Genomic DNA, 20,263 nt, shown 5'->3' with positions numbered 1-20,263 from the left:
CACTTTGCCGCCCGAGCACCCTGACTTCACCCTGAATACCCCCTGCCCCGCTTGAATTCGACCTGTTTTCTCTCCACCTGCGATCCCCAGTCTGACATCCGGCAAGCCGTGTCCCCGCTGCGGCATCACTGCACAGATTCTTGAGTCAAGTGGTCAACTTTGGCGATCAGCCAAACAGGCCAACGGGTGGCTCTCGGATAACGGGAAGGTCGCATCACTTTCGGCTTTCTCCTTCGGGTGATCGAGAGTGATGGTGCAGGGATGCACCGTCCACGAACCCAAGGGTGGAATCTTCTTGATCACCGCCGGGGGTACTGACCAGCCAACCCTCAACGCCACGTCAATCGAAGCGAATCCGCTCAAGCAACTGCTGCGTTACATTCTGCGAACCCAGCTTTCCTGCTGATTCGAGAATGGTTGGCACCGCCCAAGTGTCGACCCAAGCCAAACAGGTTCGATACCGCCGCATGACTTGTGAGAAAACGCAGCATTTGCGGCTTGGATTAAACCAAACAGCCTCCACGATACCCGGGGCGGTCCAAGTTGCGGCAGGTCATGGCAGCCCCATTCAGGGGTGCCGTGCCTATCTATAAGCTTTTCCCCCCGATATAATCGGCCGTACACCTATCCCGCCGGGGAGGACATCCGCCATCACCCCGGCTCGCCACCCAGCCGTGGATTGATACCTGAATTTTCCGATTAAACCTTCTGCCGGAATCGGGTCAGTTAGGGTTACCTGTGATTGCCCACGGACCGATAAGGATTCAGCCATGACAAAACAGACCGACGCTTCCAGACCTTTCGCCACTGACGACGCAAAGCCGGCCCGGCAGGAGCAATCTGCAACCGCTGATATTGATCCACCCGCATCGGACCCATCAACCATTCATGACCTCGCGGAAACCCTGAACAAGGCATTCAAGGCCAACCTGGCCCGGATGACCGCGGGCATCAGCCCGGCGGGGCTGGCCAAGGTCTATTTCGACTGGCTGTCGCACCTCGCGCTTTCGCCCGGGAAACAGCTGGAGCTTGCCGACAAGAGCCTGCGTAAGCTGACACAGTTTGCCCGTTACGCGGGCCAGTCGGCTGTCGATCCTAAGACACCACCCACCATCGAGCCGCTGCCGCAGGATCGCCGATTTAGGGACAGCGCCTGGCAGACCTGGCCCTACAATCTCTACTACCAGTATTTCCTGCTCAATCAGCAGTGGTGGCACAACGCCACCACCGGGATCGACGGCCTGTCACCCGAAAGCGAACGGGCTATCTCCTTCGTCGCACGCCAACTGCTGGATCGCTACTCCCCATCCAATACTCTCTGGCTGAATCCGGAGATCAGCCAGGCGACATTGACCAGTGGCGGCATGAATCTGGCCAAAGGCTGGCAAAACCTGGTTGAAGATATGGAGCGGATCGCCACCGGCAAGCCACCGGTGGGTGCCGAGGCCTATCAGCCGGGAAAAAATCTTGCCCTTACGCCCGGCAAAGTGGTCTACCGAAATCATCTGATCGAGCTGATTCAATACAGCCCGACAACCGATCAGACCTATGCTGAGCCGGTATTGATCATGCCGGCCTGGATCATGAAGTACTACATTCTGGATCTGGCCCCGGAGAATTCGCTGGTCAAGTACCTGGTCGACCAGGGACATACGGTGTTTATGATCTCCTGGCGCAACCCGGACTCTGAAGATCGCGACCTTGGCATGGAGGATTACCGCAAACTGGGACCGATGGCGGCGCTTGACGCCATCGCAACCATCATTCCGGAGCAAAAAATCCATGCCGTCGGCTACTGTCTCGGCGGCACCCTGATGTCGATTGCCGCCGCAGCCATGTCCCGGGATGGCGATCAGCGTCTCGCCTCCCTGACCACCCTCGCCACCCAGGTCGACTTCTCCGAGGCCGGTGAACTGATGCTGTTCATTGGCGAGAGCGCAGTGGACTATCTCGAAAGCATGATGTGGAAGCAAGGATACCTGGATGGCTACCAGATGGCGGGCGCTTTCCAGATCCTGCGCTCCAACGACCTGATCTGGTCACACATGATTCACGCCTACCTGCTGGGCGAACGCCGCCCGATGAACAGCCTGATGGCCTGGAATGCCGATCTGACCCGCATGCCCTATCGCATGCACTCCGAATACCTGCGTCAGCTGTTCCTGAACAACGACCTGGCCAGCAGCCGCTACCAAGTGGATGATCGTCCGGTCACCATCAATGACATCCGTGTGCCGATTTTTGCTGTCAGTACGCTCAAGGATCACGTGGCCCCCTGGAGATCCGTGTACAAGATTCACCTGCTGGCGGACACCGATGAGGTAACCTTTCTGCTCACCAGCGGTGGGCACAACGCGGGCATCGTCAGCGAACCCGGCCATCCTCGCCGACGTTTTCAAATACGCACCCGCCGGGAGGGTGAGTGCTATATCGACCCCGACATCTGGCAGCAAACCACACCGGTCACGCAAGGTTCCTGGTGGCCCGCCTGGCAAAGTTGGCTGGCCCGGTACTCATCTGACAAGACGACTCCTCCCACCATGGGAAACAAACAGTATCCCGCCCTATACGATGCACCCGGTGAATATGTACATATGAAATGAGTGGGTTGGTGATCTGGTGCCCGCAGGGCGGGGTGAGGAACGAACCCCGCGATCATGGCGCGCACGCATGAAACACCGTTGAGGTTTTCAGGATCAGCCAAACCTACGGGCTACCCTACCGCGCGGCTGCCGTGTATCGCTGTGTGGCCTGATAGCTGTTAATGTCAGCGACTTTCAGACAACACTCTGCCCAGCCGCTAGATCGGGGTGGCATGCTCCCGCTCCGGGAGATTGCCGGTCAGGCAGCGCCTCATGTGCTTCCATCAGCGGCGTCAGTTCGCTTGGAACCTATCTTAAAATCTCTGAATACGGCGCGTTGTGTCAGGCGCATATGGTATCCCCCCACTCCGACAACAGGCTGTAGTTGATTTTCTTTACGTCGGCTTTCTTTTTGCTTTTGGGCACGATCTTGTGAACAGGGTATAGGAAGCACAAACGCCATTTTCCAACCCATCCCGGCCGGCAGACCAACCGATCCCCTGCCGTGCCCCGCGGGTAACGGCATCCGGTGTTGAACGGGAGCAAAGGCGTCAGCCAAAGAGCACGCCAGGCGGTGCCGGGCCTGCGATGCAGGCAATCACTCACACCGGACCGCCGCATTGGGTAGAGACTTCGATGTCGATGTTGAACACCCGCTTGAGCCGTTGCACCCAGGTCATGGGTGCGCAGCGTCCGGCCGGGGTTCCATCTTCGGACCCGTTTGACGTTGTACCCTTGCTGCCTCTACCCCGCTTGCCCGGGGTCACCCGCGCACGGTGCTTACTGTTCGGCGCGAACACACCGTGAAATCTCGTCAGATTCACGCGCGGCGTCGGCACCAGGGCGGCCATTCTCACGATGAAGTCGACACCATGCTTTGTGTTCAAGATTCGCACACTAAAAGTCCGGGTGCCTTGCCATGTGATTCCAGCCCGTTCTCGGGGACAAAAAACAAGGGGTGAATCCCTTTAGAAATGGGCTGGCAGAGCCAGCCCAGATGCGTTGCAGAACGCCGGTTTTTTATTAGGAGCCGGTTTTCCTGGGTTTTCTGCTCTTAACGGTACCGGTCATGGCCTTCTCTTTCTTTTCAGCGCGTTTCTCTTTCGGGCTTTTGACCGGTTGACGTTTCTCTCGACCTTTCAATTTGTTCGACATGGCAAATCCTCAATTCTTCAATCATGATCATTGATTCAAAAATTTACGCAATGCCACATGTAAAGGCCATTGATCGCAAGGAACCCAGCGTGCCTTAAAAAGCCCCTGGCACATTTTCGGCGTCGCAGAGCGACGATTAAGGCTCGAACGTACGAGGAAAATCCACGCATGTGGCAAGTCCTGAAACAGGTTTGAGATGACTCAAATCGGGTCCAGGCGCTTACCGACGTTTATCCGGAGAATTTCCAAAAACTGTGTACCGGCAGCGATCGAATACATTTATCCGCAGTTCTAATCAGCGAATCACACTTTACACGTGACAAAACCGACTCTGATCCAGCGATCACCTAATGCTGAAATCAGACAAACGTTAAATGGTCCAATTGTCTGCCCACCCTGTTAATGGATTGAGAGGAAGGACATCTGATTAGAGGACAGGCCACCAGACTTGTCAACCGTCTCCGGTAAAACGCGAAACAGTTAACGAACTGATACCGCCGCGCGACATCCGGTTCACGTGTTTATGTGAGCATTCTCAAGAGCCATCATTATCAAGCCGAAAGTCTGTTTTGAATGCCTGGCGGGAAAAGGCCACATCGAAACGAAAATAATCACCCTGGGTAACGGGTTTCCTTCAACGACATCACGGGCGAGCAGAGGCAAAACACGTAACATACGTGTTCAAGCGCAACCGTTGGCCTTTATTCGGAGAACTGCTATGCTCTCGCGTGATTATTTGGCCGGCTGTCCGTTCCGGCCCTTCCACCGCAGGAGTTCGCCATGTCGTTTTGTCCTCTGCATGTCTGCTGCGTCCCGGCCCTGATGATCCCCACCCCGGTCACTATGGGAGCGCGCACCAAAACGCCGCGCTAGACCGGGGCGCGTTTTTCCCGCGCCCCGGGTTTGTTCCACTCGATCCCGATTATTCCACTCTTCCGTGCAGGCGGGCCGCTCATACGAGCGCGATAAATTCGCTGTGCGGAGTGCGGGGATTCCTATTTGTTTACAGGAGCAGTAGCGATGAATCCGCATACCGACAATCTTTCCCTTCACGACGTCCAGCGTCTGACTCGCTTGATCCAGGATATAAACCCGAGCAGTTACGATACCGAATCCCTGGAGCGGCTGATCGACAAACTCCAGGGCGGCGACCAACTGCCGCCACCGGAGATCCCCCGGGATGTGGTCACCATGCACAGTGTGGTGGTGCTGCAGGACCTGGACCACTACAACCCCATGGAATGCACGCTGGTCTTTCCGCACAGTGCTGACGTCACTCGCGGGCGTATCTCGGTCCTTGCGCCGTTAGGCGCGGCCCTGTTCGGGGCACGTGTCGGGGAGATCATTGAGGTGGCGCTGCCAGCCGTCTTGCGTCGCTGGCGGGTGGAATGTCTGCTGTATCAACCGGAAGCAGCCGGGGATTTCGATCTCTAGCGCATCGTTGAAAAAGTCTCGAAAGTTTCCGTTCTATTCGTCTTGTTGGGGAGCCTCGCACATGTCTATTCATCTGCTCGAACAGCTGGTCCGTAAGCGCGGACTCGATATACAGACCGGATTTGCCGCTGAGGCGGCGAAACGGCTTGGTCCGCAACCGATTGCGATGACGGAAGCCACACCGAGGGGCTTGCGCTTGCTGGCCGAAAACGAGCGAGGACTGGCGGAGGCTACAGCCGCGCTGCGTAATCACTACCCGGAGGTCCTCGAGATCGGCGAGCCCAGGGTCCGTTACCAGTCCGAGCCGGAACCGGCCGAGCCCGTGATGTGGATCGTCATCGACATCCCGTCTGTCCACCTGCCGTTGCTGCGCACCAATCTGCTCGGGCGCCGGGCGGTACTGCGCGATTGCGAGACCTCCTCCGCGACTGGCTCGCCCGAACATACCCGGCTGTGCGCGCTGGCTCCGCTGTCGGAGCTGCTTGGCTATGAAACAGAACTCGACTTCCTGGTCGACGGCCACGCGCGACTCGAAATGGGCTTCAGCCACTATGCACCGCTGCACGGCGGCGGACCGGACGGCGCGGCCTGACCCGCAGCGCGGCATTGCCGAAGTCTGTCCAACACGAGCTCGACGGTCTGTACGAGGTTATCAAAACGATTTATCCCAAAGGCCAAGGTGCGGACCGTCCACCGATCGGTATCGAGCGCATGCTGCGCATTCATCTTCTGCAGCACTGGTTCAACCTGTCCGACCCGGCGGTGAAAGAGCACTTGTACGACTCGCGCGCGACACGCCGATTTGTTGGCATCGACCTGGGCCGGGAGCCGGCGCCGGACGAGACAACGATTTTCAAGCTCCGTCATCTTCTGGAGGTGCATCACCTGGGTGACCGGCTGTTTACGTTGGTTTCGCAGTAGCTTCAAGGAAATGGATTGAAGGTCTGCACCGGAACGATCGTCGATACCATGATCATCAACGCACCGAGTTCGACCTGGAATCGGGCGGGGAAACGAGATCCGGAAATGCATCAGACGAAGAAGGGCAATCAATGGTGCTTCAGCATAAAGGCCCATATCGGGGTCGACAGCCGCACCAGGTCGATCCACCCGGTCGCCTCCACAGCGGCCAACGCGCATGACAGTCAGCTGCTGCATCAACTGTTGCATGGTGATGAAACCCGGGCGCGGGGCGATTCGACCTATACCGGGCAAGCCGATGTCATCCACGAGCAGGCTCCGGGTGCGCAGGACTTTACCAACAAGAAAGGTCACCGCTCTCGCCCACTGACGGTTGAGGACAGTGCGAAGAGTATTGTTTTGCAATCGACGTAGGGTCAGTGCGCCTGGAATCCGCCAGTGACACTCGAAACCGTAATCAATGGCAACTTCCGATGATCATTCAGTTCGAACAGAGCTTTTTCAGAGTCGACGGGCATGCCCGTCGAACGATCGCCCTCAGCATGAATTGAGCTGGGCATTCCTTGATTTAACCCTGCGTTTCCACATTACCCCAGGTTCAGTCGCCAGTCGTATTGATGGAGAATTCTCGCACTTGCGGGAGTTCGGCTAACGTTTCAGCCAGTCGACGGAAGTCATCACGTTTACGGGTACGGATGATCATCACGTATTCGAATATCCCTTTGGCGTCTTTCAGTGAATAACTTGGATTGGCAGCTGTGATGCCGTGTTGCATGATCAGTTCTTGCAAGGCCGCTTGCGGCATGATGCTGTCATGCGCAAAACGCACGCTGAGATTGCCGTAGTGCAGGGAAGGAATCGCGTTCTCGACCCAACGGAACAGCGACAACACCACGAGACTTATGACCGCCGCCTGCATAGCTGGCACGTAGAACTCCAGTCCCAGTAGAATGCCGATCGCCGCGGTCATCCAGATCGAAGCGGCAGTCGTCAGACCGCGGATGGTCAGACCTTCCTTCATTACCACACCCGCGCCAAGAAAGCCGATGCCGGTCATGACGCCCTGCCCCATGCGCGTCGGGTCGATGCGAATAGTTTCGAGTGGTATGTCGCCCATAAGACGCAGCTGATGGGTGGCGACCAACATCAGCAGGCTGGAGGAGACACACACCAGTGCGTGAGTGCGAAAGCCGGCGGGCCGGCCGTGTGAGGTGCGCTCCAGCCCGATTAGCCCACCGGTGACGAGTGCGACAAGCAGCGGTACCAGGGTATCGAGGGACAGAATGCTAATGATGTCGGACGTAGGCATGATGGTGTGAAAATGCTCCTGTGGAGTTGTAAGCGAAGCCAAGGCTACAGTCTAAGGCATCTCTGATTAAGTCCCAAGATTTGCGACGATACCCACATCGTCTGGAACCGGTTTATTTTGATGAAACAACAAACGTTCGCCGCTGGAGATTTTGAGCAGTTTCGAAAGTCCATTCGGCAAGAGAGGTTCTTCGCCGAGATGAATTCGGCTGTTCCCTGGGTCCCGCTTTGTGAGCTGATCGAACCCTATTACCCCAAGGCGGGAAACGGACGACCTCCCGCCGGGTTGGAGCGAAGGCTGCTTTTTGTGACATTGGTTCAACCTGTCGGATCCGGGCGCCGAGCAAGCGCCGTATGAATCCCGCTCCATGTGCCGATTTGCAGGCACTGATCTTGGGCGCGAACCGGTTCCCGACGAGACGACGATTCCGAGTTGCCGCCATGTGTTGGAAAATCATGATCCGGGTGAGGCGCTGTTTCAGGTGGTTGGGCAATCCCTCAGGAGCAGGTCCTGAAGATTGCCAGTGGCACCAGCGTGGATGCCAGCATTGTCACGGCGCCGTGTTCGAACAAAAGCGAAGACAAAACGCAGGATCCCGAGATGCGCCAGACCAGAAAGGGGAGCCAATGGTACTTCGGCATGAAGGCGCATATTAGCGTTGACGGCCGAACCAAGATGATTCATTCGGTGCGCCGACAGTGTGCATGACGTGCAGGTGCCTGATGATCTTCTGCATGGGGAGGGAACTTGGATTTGGGGAGACTCGGCTTATGCGGGGCACAGCTCGCGGGGGATTTTGAGACGGGTTCTAAGCATTTGACGTCACACCGACTTGATGTGCTGACCCGTACGGTCGCCTGTGCCTCGAATCGGAATTTGGCAAGCCGGAGTGTCCGCCACAATGGAAAACAATCGCCAGAGATCAATGTGGATGCGGATGCTGGAAAGTCGCGGTCGGATGTATCCATTCATGAATGGGCCCTCCATCATACCGCCGACACTGCCGCCGGCGGCTGGCCAAGGCAGAGCCGGCCTCGCCAGCCCCTTGCCTTGACACCTTCCAAGCGCTACGCTCGAAGAGCATCCCGGACTATCGAGGGTGTGCGCTGGCACAGATCGGTGCCTGTTTCCACAAACTGCTGACCATGACGCCATGAATGCCCCTGACAATCCCCTCACAAAAGAACAGATCACGCATTTCGCGCAACGCATCGAAGCACGCAAGAACCTTTTGCTGGACGAAATCCGCCAGGTGCTCGCACGCTCCAGCACCGAGCACCTTGTCGATCTCATCGGCGGGGCGGGCGATTCCGGCGATGTGGCGGCAGCCTCCGTGCTCCGCGACATCACCGAGGCCGAGATCATCCGCGACGTGGGAGAGGTGCGTGACATCGCCGCGGCGGAGGACCGCATAGCGGCCGGGCGGTACGGCCTGTGCACCGACTGCGGAACGGCCATCCGGTACAAACGACTGGATGCGTATCCGACCGCCAAACGCTGCTTTGCATGTCAGGTGCGCCGCGAGAAACTGCAGGCGCCTTCACCCTACACGGGCCGCTGATCATCGAGATGGGGTAGGTTCCAACCGCGTGAAGCCCAGCCATCAAACCGTGGGTGATGATCCTGGGTTGGTATTTGGAATTCTTTCCGTGTCATTTCGTGGATTCCGTGGCCAAGGATGGTTTAACTGAGCACATCTGGATCATAGCCAGATGAATTCGTGCCAGACCGAAGCGGTTCGGCACCCGCCAGAGGGCGATTCAAGTCGGACACACTCCCCGTAACCCCATCGACGTAACACGCTCAGTTCCTGCTCGGGGTGCGTCTGTTCATCTCGATGCAGCGGTCGTTGCATTGTCAATCGATCGTCCAGGGACTCGTCTTCCGTGAAACACGGAGAGGTCATGCGTACCAACGGAAAAGCAATCATTGAAACGGAGAGACTCCCGATAAAGCTGTGGCTGGATAAGAATCAGATGGAAGAGGGGGCGCTGGAGCAGGCGCGAAACCTGGCAAACCTTCCCTTCGCCTTCAAGCACATCGCCATCATGCCGGACACCCACCAGGGCTACGGCATGCCGATCGGGGCCATCCTGGCCACTCGGGGTGCCATCGTACCCAACGCCGTCGGTGTGGATATCGGCTGCGGCATGTGCTCCTTGCGGACCAATCTGACCGATGTCGCAACCGCGGATCTGAAGGCCATCTTGGGCATCATCCGCGACACCGTTCCGGTGGGCTTCAATCACCACAAAACGCCTCAGAACGAAGCGTGGATGCCCGAAAAAAAGGGGGAGTTGCCCATCGTCGAGCAAGAGTACGCAAGCGCCCTGTATCAGATCGGCACATTGGGTGGAGGCAACCATTTCATCGAAATACAAAAAGGATCGGATGGCTATATCTGGATCATGATCCACTCCGGCTCCCGCAACATCGGTTTCACGGTGGCCAATCATTACGATGACGCGGCCAAACAGTTGAACCAGGCAGCCGGCGAAGATGTGTCCCAGGACTTGGCGTATATCCCGGAATCCTCTGATTATTTCGAGCTGTATTGGAATGAAATGAACTACTGCCTCGAATTTGCCCTGGCCAACAGAAAGCTGATGATGGAGCGGGCAAAATCGGCATTCAGAGAAGTTCTGCCCGAGGTCGAATTCACCGATTTCATCAATAAGCCGCACAACTTTGCCGCCGAGGAGGAGCATTTCGGCGAGACGGTCATCGTGCATCGAAAAGGCGCGACGCGGGCCCGCAAAGGGGAATGGGGCATGATCCCCGGCTCGCAGGGCACGCGGTCTTTTCTCGTCAAGGGCAAGGGAGAGGCGCAGTCCTTCGAATCGTGTGCCCATGGCGCCGGCAGAATCATGAGCCGGGCGAAGGCCCGCAAGACATTGGACTTGAAAGAAGAGATAAAGGCCCTCAAGGAACGCGGCATCTTACACGCCATCCGCCACCGGGAAGATCTGGATGAGGCACCGGGGTCGTACAAGGACATTGATGAGGTGATGAGAAACCAGCTTGACCTGGTCGATGTGCTAATCGAGTTGCAACCGCTGGCCGTTATCAAGGGGTAAGCCCCGCGCACCTGATTGAGGGAAGGCCATGGGAACAGGGATCGGTGAATCGACCGACCAACCTGTCAGTAGACAAAGGAGACCTTCGAGCGGGCGGTGATTCCTTACGGTTTAGTGACTACTCTGACCCGTTGGCCCGGGGTGTCCACACACCGGAGAAACAACCCAATCCCGCGCAGCGATTGGTATGGTGGAATACGGTGGTAACGAGACATGCTCGGTCGAGTTCCACTTAAGCAGATGCCCCAATAACCGGTGACGCATTTGACTCCGCGTAACTGGCCGCATCGCGAACGACTGCCAGGTCTTCATACGTATCAAGTGCTTTGCGTGCGCGTTCAGCACCAGCCGCCCGTGAACTATGGCAGCATCCCTCGTTTCAGGATTTCCAATCGATGTCAGGGGGCCTCTGATTAAGTCTGTCTAGATAAGAGTGTTGTTCAGCAGCGGCAAGTTCAAGGCGGAAAGTGCGGGTAATAGCCCGCTATTGCCAGGCTTTCCAACACCGAAATCGTAGCTTCCGGACAATGAATTTCCCATGTGATTCGCAGAGCTTTGAATCTCCCTCACAACATTTACAATGGAGCGACTTTTACACCGGGCGGAGACCCGTCAATCGAATAACGGGAGCGTACAGTGGAAGAAAGAAACGTTGATGTCGCCATTATCGGCTCCGGCAGTGCCGGACTCTATGCCCTGGGCCGGGTCAAGTCCGCCAGGAAAAGCTTTGTCCTGATCAATGGTGGTGAACCGGGAACCACCTGTGCCCGTGTCGGCTGCATGCCCTCCAAGGCGCTGATCCAGATTGCCGAGGATTTCCACCGCTGTGGCATTCTGGGACGCTACGGCGTCGAGGGGCACAAAGACCTCACACTGGATGGCGGGGAGGCGATGGGCCATGTGCAGGATCTGCGGGACACCTTCGTTGACCGGGTCATTAGCAACAGCACCGCCAATATGAGTGATGAGCTGTTTATCGAAGGCTATGCCCGCTTCCTGGAGCCGCATCTGCTGGAGGTCAACGATATCCGCATCCGCGCCGACAAGATCATCATCGCCACCGGAACCCGCCCCATTGTTCCCAAACCCTGGCACTCGCTCGGTGACCGGATACTGACCACTGACACACTTTTTGAACTGGAAGAACTCCCGAAATCGCTGGCGGTCATCGGCCTGGGGGTTATCGGTCTCGAGATTGGCCAGTCGATGGCCCGACTGGGTGTTGAGACCACCGGTTTCGACCAGCTGGAAACCATTGGCGGGCTGGATGACCCGGCAGTTGCCAAGGCGGCTATTGAGATCATTGGCCGAGATTTTCCGCTCCACCTCGGCCATGCCGCCGAGATCAGCGAAGCGGGCGATAAGCTGCGTGTAACCGCCGGGGATCATTCCGTGCTGGTGGACAAGGTGCTGGCCAGTCTGGGGCGTCGTCCCAATCTGGACAACCTGCAGATTGAGAATGCCGGTATCGACCTGGGGGCAAAAAACTCCATCCCCGCCTATAACCCCCAGACCATGCAGATTGGTGACAGCCATATCTTCCTGGCGGGCGACGTGAATGCGGAGCGCCCACTGCTGCATGAAGCGGGTGACGAGGGCCGGATTGCCGGCCATAACGCCAGCAGCGACCAGATCCAGGCGTTTCAGCGCAAGTTACCCCTGGCAATCAACTTCGTTGACCCGAACATCTGCCATGTCGGCAAACGCTGGTCTGAACTGGATCACGAGCAGGCAGTGGTCGGTGAAGTCAATATGGCACCGGTCGGGCGCGCCCTGATCATGGGCAAAAACAAGGGCATCATCCGGGTCTATGCGGACAAGGTCAGCGGCAGACTGCTGGGCAGTGAGATGATCTGCGCCAAGGGCGAGAATCTGGCCCATCTGCTGGCCTGGTCTATCCAGCAGGAGATGACGGTGGGAGAACTGCTTCAGATGCCGTTCTACCACCCGGTCATTGAAGAGGCGCTGCAGGCAGCACTGTACGATCTTTATGCCAAAGTCGACGCTAAAAACAGCGGTCCCATCACCGAGTTAAGACCGGTGGGGTGATCGACCGATAAACGGGACAGGGACGTCCCAGCCATAACCACCCTTGCAAAGGACTCGTCTTGTCCATCATGACCCAGGCCCAGCTCACCATCTTTCTTGTGCTAGCCGTCACTATTGCGATGTTCCTCTGGGGCCGCTGGCGCCATGACATGATTGCCGTGGGCACACTGCTGACCTGCGTGCTGCTGGGGCTGGTGCCCGGCGCAGAAGCCTTTGCCGGTTTCGGCCACCCCGCGGTCATCACCGTGGCCTGCGTGCTGGTACTCAGCGCGGGCCTGCAGAGCACCGGCGCCGTGGACGTGCTGGCCCAGCGCCTGCTGCCCGTCACGGGTGGGCCGACCCTGACCATCGCAGCGCTCACGGCGCTGGGCGCCCTGCTGTCCGCCTTCATGAACAATGTGGGTGCGCTGGCGCTGCTGATGCCCGTGGCGCTGCAGATCTCGGCGAAGCAGGAACTGCCACCGGGCAAGGTGCTCATGCCGCTGTCCTTCGGTTCCATCCTCGGTGGCATGACCACCATGATCGGCACGCCGCCCAACCTGATCGTGGCCGGTTTTCGCAAGGAGACGGGCATGGGGAGTTTTGCCATGTTCGACTTCACACCCGTGGGTGTGGTGGTGGCGGGCCTGGGCGTGTTGTTCATCGCCCTGCTGGGCTGGCGCCTGGTGCCGACCCGCCAGCAAGCGGACAGCGGCGGCTTCGATACCGGCGCCTACCTGACCGAGGTGCGTCTTGACAAGGGCAGCAAGGCGGTGGACAAGGCCCTGTCCGAGGTGGAGAAGATCCTCGAGGAGGCGGATGCCCAGGTGATCGGCATGGTGCGCAACGAGTTTCGGGTCAGCGCGCCCAACCCACGGCGGATACTGCGGGAAAACGATATCCTGGTCATCGAGGCGGAACCCGAGGCCCTGGCCTCGGTGCTCTCTTCGCTGGGCCTGAAGCTGGAAGAAGAGGTGGCGGGCGCCATCGAAGAAACCATGGACGCCGACGAGGCGCGGGGCAAGGTGGTCGTTGATGTCCTGGAAGGCGGTTCCGGGACCGGGACCGGGACCGGGACCGGGAAGAAAGGTGACAAGAAGGAGGCCGAAGGTGAAGAGAAAGAGGAAAAGAAAGAGGACAAGGGTCGGGGTGAGCGCGAGGAGATCCTGATCCAGGAACTGGCGGTCATGCCCGGGGCCAGCCTGATCGGCCGATCCGCCACCGGCATCCAGTTGCGCACCCGCTATGGCCTCAATCTGCTGGCCGTCTCCCGACAGGGGCATCGGAGCATCAAGCGCCTGCGCTCCACCAATATCCGTGCCGGCGACGTCCTGCTCATGCAGGGGCACCAGGAGGCGCTGGCGGGCTTCGCGGCTGAATATGGCTGCGTGCCGCTGGCGGCTCGCGCCATCCGTATCCCCGACCGGCGCCAGTCGCTGATCGCCATGGTGGTGATGCTCATGGCGGTGGGCGGCGCCGCCCTGGGGCTGTTGCCGGCGGCCATTTCCTTCGCCGGTGGGGTGCTGTTGTACATGGCCTTGCGGGTCATGCCCCTGCGCAAGGTCTACGAGGCCATCGACTGGCCGGTGGTGGTGCTGCTGGCCGCCCTCATTCCTGTGGCCGGTGCCATGGCCACCACGGGCGCGGCCGACCTGCTCGCGCGTGCGCTCCTGGAGTGGGTAGCGCAGGGGCACCCGGTGCTGGCACTGGCCTTGATCCTGGTGGTGACCATGACCTTGTCGGATTTCATGAACAATGCGGCCACCGCTGCGGTGATGTGTCCCATCGCCATCAGCAGTGCCGCGCTGTTGAACGTCAGCCCGGACTCCTTCCTCATGGCGGTGGCCATCGGAGCCTCTTGCGCCTTTCTCACGCCCATCGGGCACCAGAACAACACCCTGATCCTCGGGCCAGGCGGGTTCCGCTTCGGCGATTACTGGCGGCTGGGCCTGCCCGTGGAAATACTGGTGGTGGCGGTCAGTATTCCCATGCTGCTGTTGGTATGGCCCTTGTAGCTGTCGGGCCGCAGCCCGGCAAAGCAGTCTGAAAACAGCTGGAGTACGACATAGTCAGATGATCGACGGAAAACTGAGCGAAGGCTGGCTGGATGCCGGGACGGAGGGTGGTGAGCTCAAGCACCAAGGAATCCCTTTCCGGAGCTGGGTCACGCCCGATAGCAGCCCCGGTTCCAGCGGCAAGGGCGACTTCAAGGCGCCACCGGTCCGTTATCACCTGTATTTCTCCTAGGTCTGCCCCGGGGCGCACCGCACCCTCATCTTCCGCAAGCTGAAGAAACTGGAGGACACGATTCAGTGTGTCCGCGGTGCATCCCCGCTACAGCGGCATCATCACCGTGCCGGTGCTGCGGGACAAGCAAGGCAAGACCATCGTCAACAACGAATCCGCAGGGATCATCCATAGGCTCAATAGTGCCTTCGATGCTTGGGGGGTATAGAAAGCGTAAACGCCAATTTCCGCAGTGCTTAACGGATCATTCACGGCCCCCGCATGGCAACCAGCCCCGAAATCCTGCTCCATTCAGTCCTTGCCATCGAAACAGCCTGCCTCGCCGGTGCCATTTCCGGCCCAACCCGGCCGGCAGACCGACCGATCCCCCGCTGTGCCCGGCGGGTGAAAGCATTCGGTGTTGAACGGGAGGCAAAGGCATCAGCCGCAGGGCACTGCAGGCGGTGCCCAGCTTTCGGGCTTTGGTACATCTTTGCTCTCCAGGTGATCGAGAGGAGTGGTGCAGGGAGGCACCGTTTTCGGACCTAAGGATGGAATCATCTTGATCACCGCCGGGCGTTCGATGCCGGCCGTTGATCAAGTAGTTTGGATTCTCAACCAGCGACAATTATTGATTGCAAAAACAATCACTCAAGAAACAGCTCTATTCCCACTCTATATGTAAATCAGCCTTTTTTGTCTTTTATATTCATTGGCTTATTTTCCTGCTAAACGGTAATATCATGAAAAATACCATGCTCAGAAATTTCTTCAAAATGCTCAAAATAATTGCCTATTGAACACTGGTACACAGTACCGTAGGCAACCTTCCGGGCGTTGACTGCAGGTGAATCCCTTCCTGCTCCTGCAGGTATCGGATCACCGGCAGGATCGATTTTTCCCTGAGTCTGCGATGCTGCGCTAGGAAAATAACCAAGTCTCGAGTGCAGTGCTGACAAAATCTGATGAGATCCTTTCCTGTTCCAATCGGGTAGACAGGAACCGGCCGGCTGCGAGATCAAGGAACAATTGCTGTTCCTGTCCGGTCAACTGTGCGGGTAGCGTGCTCAACGGTTCGGGTTCCTGCACCATCCGCTCTTCGTGCGCATTGAGCGTAGCCACATCCATCATCAATGGCTCCACTGAGGCCAGACTGGCACGAGCATCGCTTAATATGGATAGCCCCCAGCTGTCGATATCGCCCCAATAGCCAACACGTTTCGCCGTCAACCAGGACGCATTCATCCAGCTAACGTTCCGCCCACCACCGATCACGGCAATGGTATCGTCGAGATCGGGTAAAGCCAGACCCGACTGGAGGTTCTCAACCACCAGGATGTTCGTCGCCGGCAGTTCATGCTGCCTGAGTAGATCTGCGCTCAGCTGGAACAGTGGCAGGCCTTGAAAAGCGTGGCGAATACCCGGGCTCAGCGGACGCACGACCGGCACGCCCTGGGCGAGTCCACGTGGACCGGGCAGACAACCGAGCCACGGATTCAGGCCGCCGGACGCCGCAATCTCTCCATTATGTACCGCATCCAGCAACGCTTCGATCAAGCCCGAACAGTTCTCGACAAACTTGGTATCGACACCCTGTAACGGTAGCGCACGCAGGTAACCTCCCGCGCCGAGCCCGCGACGTAACTGCGGCAACACCCGGGCGAGCAATTCGGCATCAGCTTGACCAAGACCTTCCACGATTTCGATGTGCCTGACCAGAACGGGATATACCTGCTCTTGCCGATACCGCTGCAACAGCGGTTGCATGTTCGTCCGCCATCGTGCGGATTGCGCGTTCGCGGACGGACCGCAGAGCTGCGTGAGCTGCTGGAAGTTGCCGATAGTGATTCGCGCGGGCAGTCGCTGTTGGCCCAGTTGGCGAAAACTGACCGTTTTCCAGTGCAGGAGGTCTGGCAAGGTGAATTTTTTCCAGACTTCGATCCAATCCCGCAGGTGCGCCAGATTCTCCAACGGTTGTCTGGCGTTGGGCGATTTCAGGGGGATATGTAGTGGGAAACCCCGCTCACCGGTCATCAAGGCTTTCAAAACCGGGCGATTGTCCCAGTACCTTTTGCGTGCCAGAGCCGCGGCCTGTTCCGGCATGATGCCCCACGCAGGTACTTCCGGCTCAGACATCGCTGGTCATTCCGGGACGGTCTTCAACTTCGATGTTCAGCCGCAGCAGATCATCCGACAGTTTCGCCTCGTGCTGCTCAGCCAGACGCCGATCCACTTCCTCCCAGGTGATTTCACACAGATGGCTTTCGTGTCGCTCCGCATCGCGTTCGGCAATCAATAGCGCACGGGCCGATTCCCGCGCCAGATTCAGGTTCTTGTACGGGGTTATCAGGTTCACATGCATATGCAGGGCTTTGAAGACCTTCAATACCCGGCGACTGACCGCCTCGGCGGTGTTGGAAAAAGCCTCGTCGAGAAACACGGTGCAATACACCGGCCGGTCATGTCCCTCGGGCGTCAGTACGTAAGCCAGGCTCGCGGCTACGATGGTGCCGGCGAAGGATTCCTTTTCGCCGCCAGATTTTCCACTGGAGGAATCCAGCACGTCGCGCGTTTCGCCGTCTTCGAAACCGACTTCCTCGGCAAAGAACGAAAGCTGGTAACGGGGATCGAGCAAACGCATGCTTTCGAGCGTGCCGGCCGTGCCGACTGCGCTGGCCTTTTCCAGCATCGCCACCACCGTTTCCAGTTGCTGGAAACGAGCCTCATGATCATCGCTGGTGACCTGGCTCAGCACCCGGTTCAACTGCTTTTCGAAATCCTGCACGTGCGGGTATTTTTCCCGGCGCGATCCCAGCTTCAGGTAAGAGCCTTGTTTGAACTCGGTACGCGCCAGGACCTGGTTGATAACATCGATGCGCTCGAGTATGTCTTCGCGTTCGCTGTCCAGGCGCGATTTGATTCGTGCCAGTGACTGTGTGGCATGTCTGTTGAGCCGTTCGACGAATTGCTCCACCAGCGCCGGCAAGCCCTCACTGACCAGTCGATCGAGGTGTTCGAGGAAATCCGTCAGGCCGGCCAGACCCGCGGGCCAGTCCGCAGTCAACGACTGCCAGCGATCCTTACCTCGAAACGAGGACATGACACCGACCGCGGAGTTTTCCGCCTGACTCTTGTCGTTACGCGCCCGGGCCAGCAAACCGTCCAGGTCGCGTTCGATGTCGAACATTATCGCGGATACCCTTTCGAGATCGTCGATTGAAATCGTTCTGACCCGCCCGGCGAGTGATTCACGGCAGGATTCAGAAAGCCCTCTTTCAGCATCCGCGGCCGCCTCACTTTTACGGGTTCGGGCGGATGCGAGCTCACTTTCGATGGCGCCGCGCTGGCGGGCCAGTTCGATGATCGCATCCGATATTTCCTGCAACGCCTGCTTGGCGGCCTCCCACCCCTTGCGCGCCTCCTCCAGGTCACCACCGGAGGATCGCAGTCGCTTCAGTTCGTCGTCCAACCGAGCCAACCGGCCGTTCCAGTAAGGCGCGTCAATGCTCTCCCACTCTGTTTCCCTGATCCGTTGCAACAGGCTTTTGCGTTTGCCAAATCGATCCCAGTCCGCACGCGCCTGTTCCACCTGGCCATTCTCCACCGCCAGACGTGTATTCAGCTCCGCCAGGTGCTGGTTCAACAGTTTCAGCCGCGACGCATTGGAAAATCCAAGTTGCCATTCGTTGCGATCGTCGATGTGCGCCAGATCCTTTTTCTCGAAGCGGCCTTTTTCCTTGTGGATCAGGCCTTCGCGCGTCATGGAAAAGGGCGTGACATCCAAAGTCGCGGTATCCGCAACGCAGGACAGGTCAAAGCGCTGCAAATGCTGTTTCAGCCACTCCCGATAACGATGTTGCCGCCACACCAGCTTGCGCAGAAAACCATCGAGGCGAAACTCGGGCATCGGCGCTTTGACCTTCGATTCCCGCACCACCTGAACTCGAACATGCAGGCCGGTATGCCGCGCATTCAGCCATTTGGTGACCATCGAGAAACTTTGTTCAGGCACTGCAAGTGTGGTGCGCAAACCACCCAGGGCGCGTTCAATGGCCCCCTGCCACGACCGCTCTTCGTCCCTGACATCGAGCAATTCGCCGATGAACAGGCAGTCCTCGGCAGGCAGGCCGAGCGAGTCGACCAGCTCGTCACGCAGACGCTGATAGGCGATATGAATATTCGAACCGGGCCGTGCGGTGATTTCGGCGATCTCACCGGTCGTTGTCCTGATCTCCGCTTGCGTTGCGCTCAACTGCGCGCTGGCTTCAGCGAAACGGTCCTGACTTGCCTTGGTATCGTTCTCGATGGATACCAGGCCCTGCTCCGCCGACACCTGATTTTGCTGGAACACCGACGCTTCCAGAGCGTCGGACCATTCCAATTCGCGCGCGGCTCGTTGATAGCGGGATGACTCCTTAGTGACGAACTTCAATCGTTCCCGGGTGTGCTCCAGCTCCTTGTTGAGCGATTCGATCCGATCACCGCCGAGCTGCAGATACGCCTCGTGCCGACGCTCAACCAGCCGGTTCGCATCCTCCTTTGCCTGTTCCCGCTGTTTGATGTTGATTTCCAGATCCTGCCGCTGCGCGTCCAATCCTGCGATCCGCTCGGCAAGCAAAGCGACCAGCAACTCACCGAAATACACCGGCAGGCCCTGCTTTTCCTCGCCCAATAACCGGATTTCGGCTTCCGCTTTGTCGATCACCGCGTTCAACTCCGGCAATCTGGCGAGGTGCGCCTGCTGCTGCCGCGCGTCGAGCAACTGCGCATGTATCGCCACCAGGTCGGCGAACTCGGCAACCACTTTGCGTGCATCGTCACGGACACCGCTGGGCTCCAGCACCAGTTCGCGGATCAGCAAGGTCAGGTCGTCGATCTTTTTCAAGCCGAGCGCGCGTGACAGCAAGGCCGGCGCGTTGCGGTTCTCCATCATCAGCAGCTTGCGGTACAGCTCCTGGTATTCAGCAAAATTCTCGTCGCAGCAGGTAATCGCCTGATCGGCGCGCAGCCATTGTTTGAGCGCCCGCGCATTGCCCTCGCCGAAGGCATCGAGAACGGACTTCAAGCCGACATTCCTGCGCGCCACCGCGTACACGCGTTTGACGTCCGCCAGTGCATTGTTCGCCTGTGTGGTCCAGAACATCGCCAGCAGCGTCAGCTCGCGGCCGTCATCGGCGCGGTAAGCGGCCCTCAGTGCGGTAACCACGGCGCCCTCGCGCTTGCTCTTGACGCGTGTGGTACCGCCATCGTGCGCGGAACCGAAACTGCCGCGCATGTACGACAGCAAAGAGCGGTCCGCCTTGTCGCCTTGCGCGGCCGCGACATTGAAGCTCGCCTTGCCCGCCGGCAGTAACAGCGCCATCAGGGCGTCGATAAAGGTCGATTTTCCGGAACCGTTATCGCCGGTGACCAGAGTACCCTCCGGGTCGATGCGGGCGCTGTGCAGACCGTGAAACGACCCCCAGTTGTACACGGACAACTCACTGAGACGAATCTGCCCCATGGTAAAAAAATCGCGGCTGTAGTTCGTC

At 58.5% G+C, this 20,263-nt stretch carries 14 protein-coding genes and 2 pseudogenes; 12 read left to right on the top strand and 4 right to left on the bottom strand.

The features are described 5' to 3' along the window. Window positions 1-770 precede the first annotated feature (770 nt). Window positions 771-2,603 (top strand): alpha/beta fold hydrolase, encoded by a 1,833-nt coding sequence (locus DWQ09_05835; protein ID KAA3629753.1) that lies wholly within the window; start codon window positions 771-773, stop codon window positions 2,601-2,603. A gap of 584 nt (window positions 2,604-3,187) precedes the next feature. Here DWQ09_05835 and DWQ09_05830 read toward each other — a convergent pair. Further along, window positions 3,188-3,448 (bottom strand): annotated as a pseudogene (locus tag DWQ09_05830) (IS91 family transposase). Between the two features lie 1,309 nt (window positions 3,449-4,757). Here DWQ09_05830 and DWQ09_05825 point away from each other — a divergent pair. From DWQ09_05825 to DWQ09_05810, 4 genes are all read left to right on the top strand, one after another. Next, complete coding sequence (locus DWQ09_05825) at window positions 4,758-5,171, top strand: transcription elongation factor GreAB (protein ID KAA3629752.1); 414 nt, start codon at window positions 4,758-4,760, stop codon at window positions 5,169-5,171. Between the two features lie 61 nt (window positions 5,172-5,232). Continuing rightward, window positions 5,233-5,763 (top strand): hypothetical protein, encoded by a 531-nt coding sequence (locus DWQ09_05820; protein KAA3629751.1) that lies wholly within the window; start codon window positions 5,233-5,235, stop codon window positions 5,761-5,763. 14 nt (window positions 5,764-5,777) lie between these two features. Further along, the gene (locus tag DWQ09_05815) at window positions 5,778-6,092 is read left to right on the top strand and encodes a transposase (GenBank protein ID KAA3629750.1); all 315 of its coding nucleotides are present in this window, start codon (window positions 5,778-5,780) and stop codon (window positions 6,090-6,092) included. A 15-nt stretch (window positions 6,093-6,107) separates the two neighbouring features. Beyond that, window positions 6,108-6,506, top strand: coding sequence for an IS4/IS5 family transposase (locus tag DWQ09_05810; GenBank protein ID KAA3629749.1), 399 nt, complete (start codon window positions 6,108-6,110; stop codon window positions 6,504-6,506). 184 nt (window positions 6,507-6,690) lie between these two features. Here the strand turns inward: DWQ09_05810 and DWQ09_05805 are convergent, their stop codons facing one another. Beyond that, on the bottom strand, window positions 6,691-7,401 hold the full coding sequence (locus DWQ09_05805; protein ID KAA3629748.1) for an MgtC/SapB family protein: 711 nt from the start codon (window positions 7,399-7,401) through the stop codon (window positions 6,691-6,693). 322 nt (window positions 7,402-7,723) lie between these two features. Here DWQ09_05805 and DWQ09_05800 point away from each other — a divergent pair, with 322 nt between their 5' ends. The 7 genes and pseudogenes from DWQ09_05800 to DWQ09_05770 all read left to right on the top strand — a co-directional run bounded on the left by DWQ09_05800 (window position 7,724) and on the right by DWQ09_05770 (window position 14,961). Continuing rightward, complete coding sequence (locus tag DWQ09_05800; protein ID KAA3629747.1) at window positions 7,724-7,915, top strand: transposase; 192 nt, start codon at window positions 7,724-7,726, stop codon at window positions 7,913-7,915. After that, on the top strand, window positions 7,894-8,109 hold the full coding sequence (locus DWQ09_05795) for a hypothetical protein (GenBank protein ID KAA3629746.1): 216 nt from the start codon (window positions 7,894-7,896) through the stop codon (window positions 8,107-8,109). The genes DWQ09_05800 and DWQ09_05795 overlap by 22 nt, the downstream gene beginning before the upstream one ends. A 445-nt stretch (window positions 8,110-8,554) precedes the next feature. After that, on the top strand, window positions 8,555-8,962 hold the full coding sequence (locus tag DWQ09_05790) for a TraR/DksA family transcriptional regulator (protein ID KAA3629745.1): 408 nt from the start codon (window positions 8,555-8,557) through the stop codon (window positions 8,960-8,962). Window positions 8,963-9,287: 325 nt separating this feature from the next. Continuing rightward, complete coding sequence (locus DWQ09_05785; GenBank protein KAA3629744.1) at window positions 9,288-10,478, top strand: RtcB family protein; 1,191 nt, start codon at window positions 9,288-9,290, stop codon at window positions 10,476-10,478. Between the two features lie 636 nt (window positions 10,479-11,114). After that, window positions 11,115-12,527 (top strand): dihydrolipoyl dehydrogenase, encoded by a 1,413-nt coding sequence (locus tag DWQ09_05780; protein ID KAA3629743.1) that lies wholly within the window; start codon window positions 11,115-11,117, stop codon window positions 12,525-12,527. Between the two features lie 68 nt (window positions 12,528-12,595). Continuing rightward, window positions 12,596-14,521, top strand: coding sequence for an SLC13 family permease (locus DWQ09_05775; GenBank protein KAA3629742.1), 1,926 nt, complete (start codon window positions 12,596-12,598; stop codon window positions 14,519-14,521). A 58-nt stretch (window positions 14,522-14,579) separates the two neighbouring features. After that, window positions 14,580-14,961, top strand: a pseudogene (locus tag DWQ09_05770) (hypothetical protein). Window positions 14,962-15,653: 692 nt separating this feature from the next. Here the strand turns inward: DWQ09_05770 and DWQ09_05765 are convergent. Together DWQ09_05765 and DWQ09_05760 are read right to left on the bottom strand one after the other, a co-directional pair. Continuing rightward, window positions 15,654-16,868, bottom strand: coding sequence for a hypothetical protein (locus DWQ09_05765; protein KAA3629741.1), 1,215 nt, complete (start codon window positions 16,866-16,868; stop codon window positions 15,654-15,656). Next, window positions 16,861-20,235 carry a hypothetical protein gene (locus DWQ09_05760; GenBank protein KAA3629865.1) on the bottom strand — a complete coding sequence of 1,125 codons (3,375 nt, stop codon included), beginning with the start codon at window positions 20,233-20,235 and terminating at the stop codon, window positions 16,861-16,863. Before DWQ09_05760 ends, DWQ09_05765 begins: the two co-directional genes overlap by 8 nt. Window positions 20,236-20,263 lie beyond the last annotated feature (28 nt).

It is taken from the genome of Pseudomonadota bacterium (assembly GCA_008501635.1).
Lineage (GTDB): Bacteria > Pseudomonadota > Gammaproteobacteria > QQUJ01 > QQUJ01 > QQUJ01.
This window is presented reverse-complemented; position numbering and strand designations above follow the sequence as displayed.

Coding starts and splice junctions, on each gene's coding strand:
- DWQ09_05835 (KAA3629753.1), top strand. CDS start 771: ATGACAAAACAGACCGACGCTTCCAGACCTTTCGCCACTGACGACGCA.
- DWQ09_05825 (KAA3629752.1), top strand. CDS start 4,758: ATGAATCCGCATACCGACAATCTTTCCCTTCACGACGTCCAGCGTCTG.
- DWQ09_05820 (KAA3629751.1), top strand. CDS start 5,233: ATGTCTATTCATCTGCTCGAACAGCTGGTCCGTAAGCGCGGACTCGAT.
- DWQ09_05805 (KAA3629748.1), bottom strand. CDS start 7,401: ATGCCTACGTCCGACATCATTAGCATTCTGTCCCTCGATACCCTGGTA.
- DWQ09_05790 (KAA3629745.1), top strand. CDS start 8,555: ATGAATGCCCCTGACAATCCCCTCACAAAAGAACAGATCACGCATTTC.
- DWQ09_05775 (KAA3629742.1), top strand. CDS start 12,596: ATGACCCAGGCCCAGCTCACCATCTTTCTTGTGCTAGCCGTCACTATT.
- DWQ09_05765 (KAA3629741.1), bottom strand. CDS start 16,868: ATGTCTGAGCCGGAAGTACCTGCGTGGGGCATCATGCCGGAACAGGCC.
- DWQ09_05760 (KAA3629865.1), bottom strand. CDS start 20,235: ATGGGGCAGATTCGTCTCAGTGAGTTGTCCGTGTACAACTGGGGGTCG.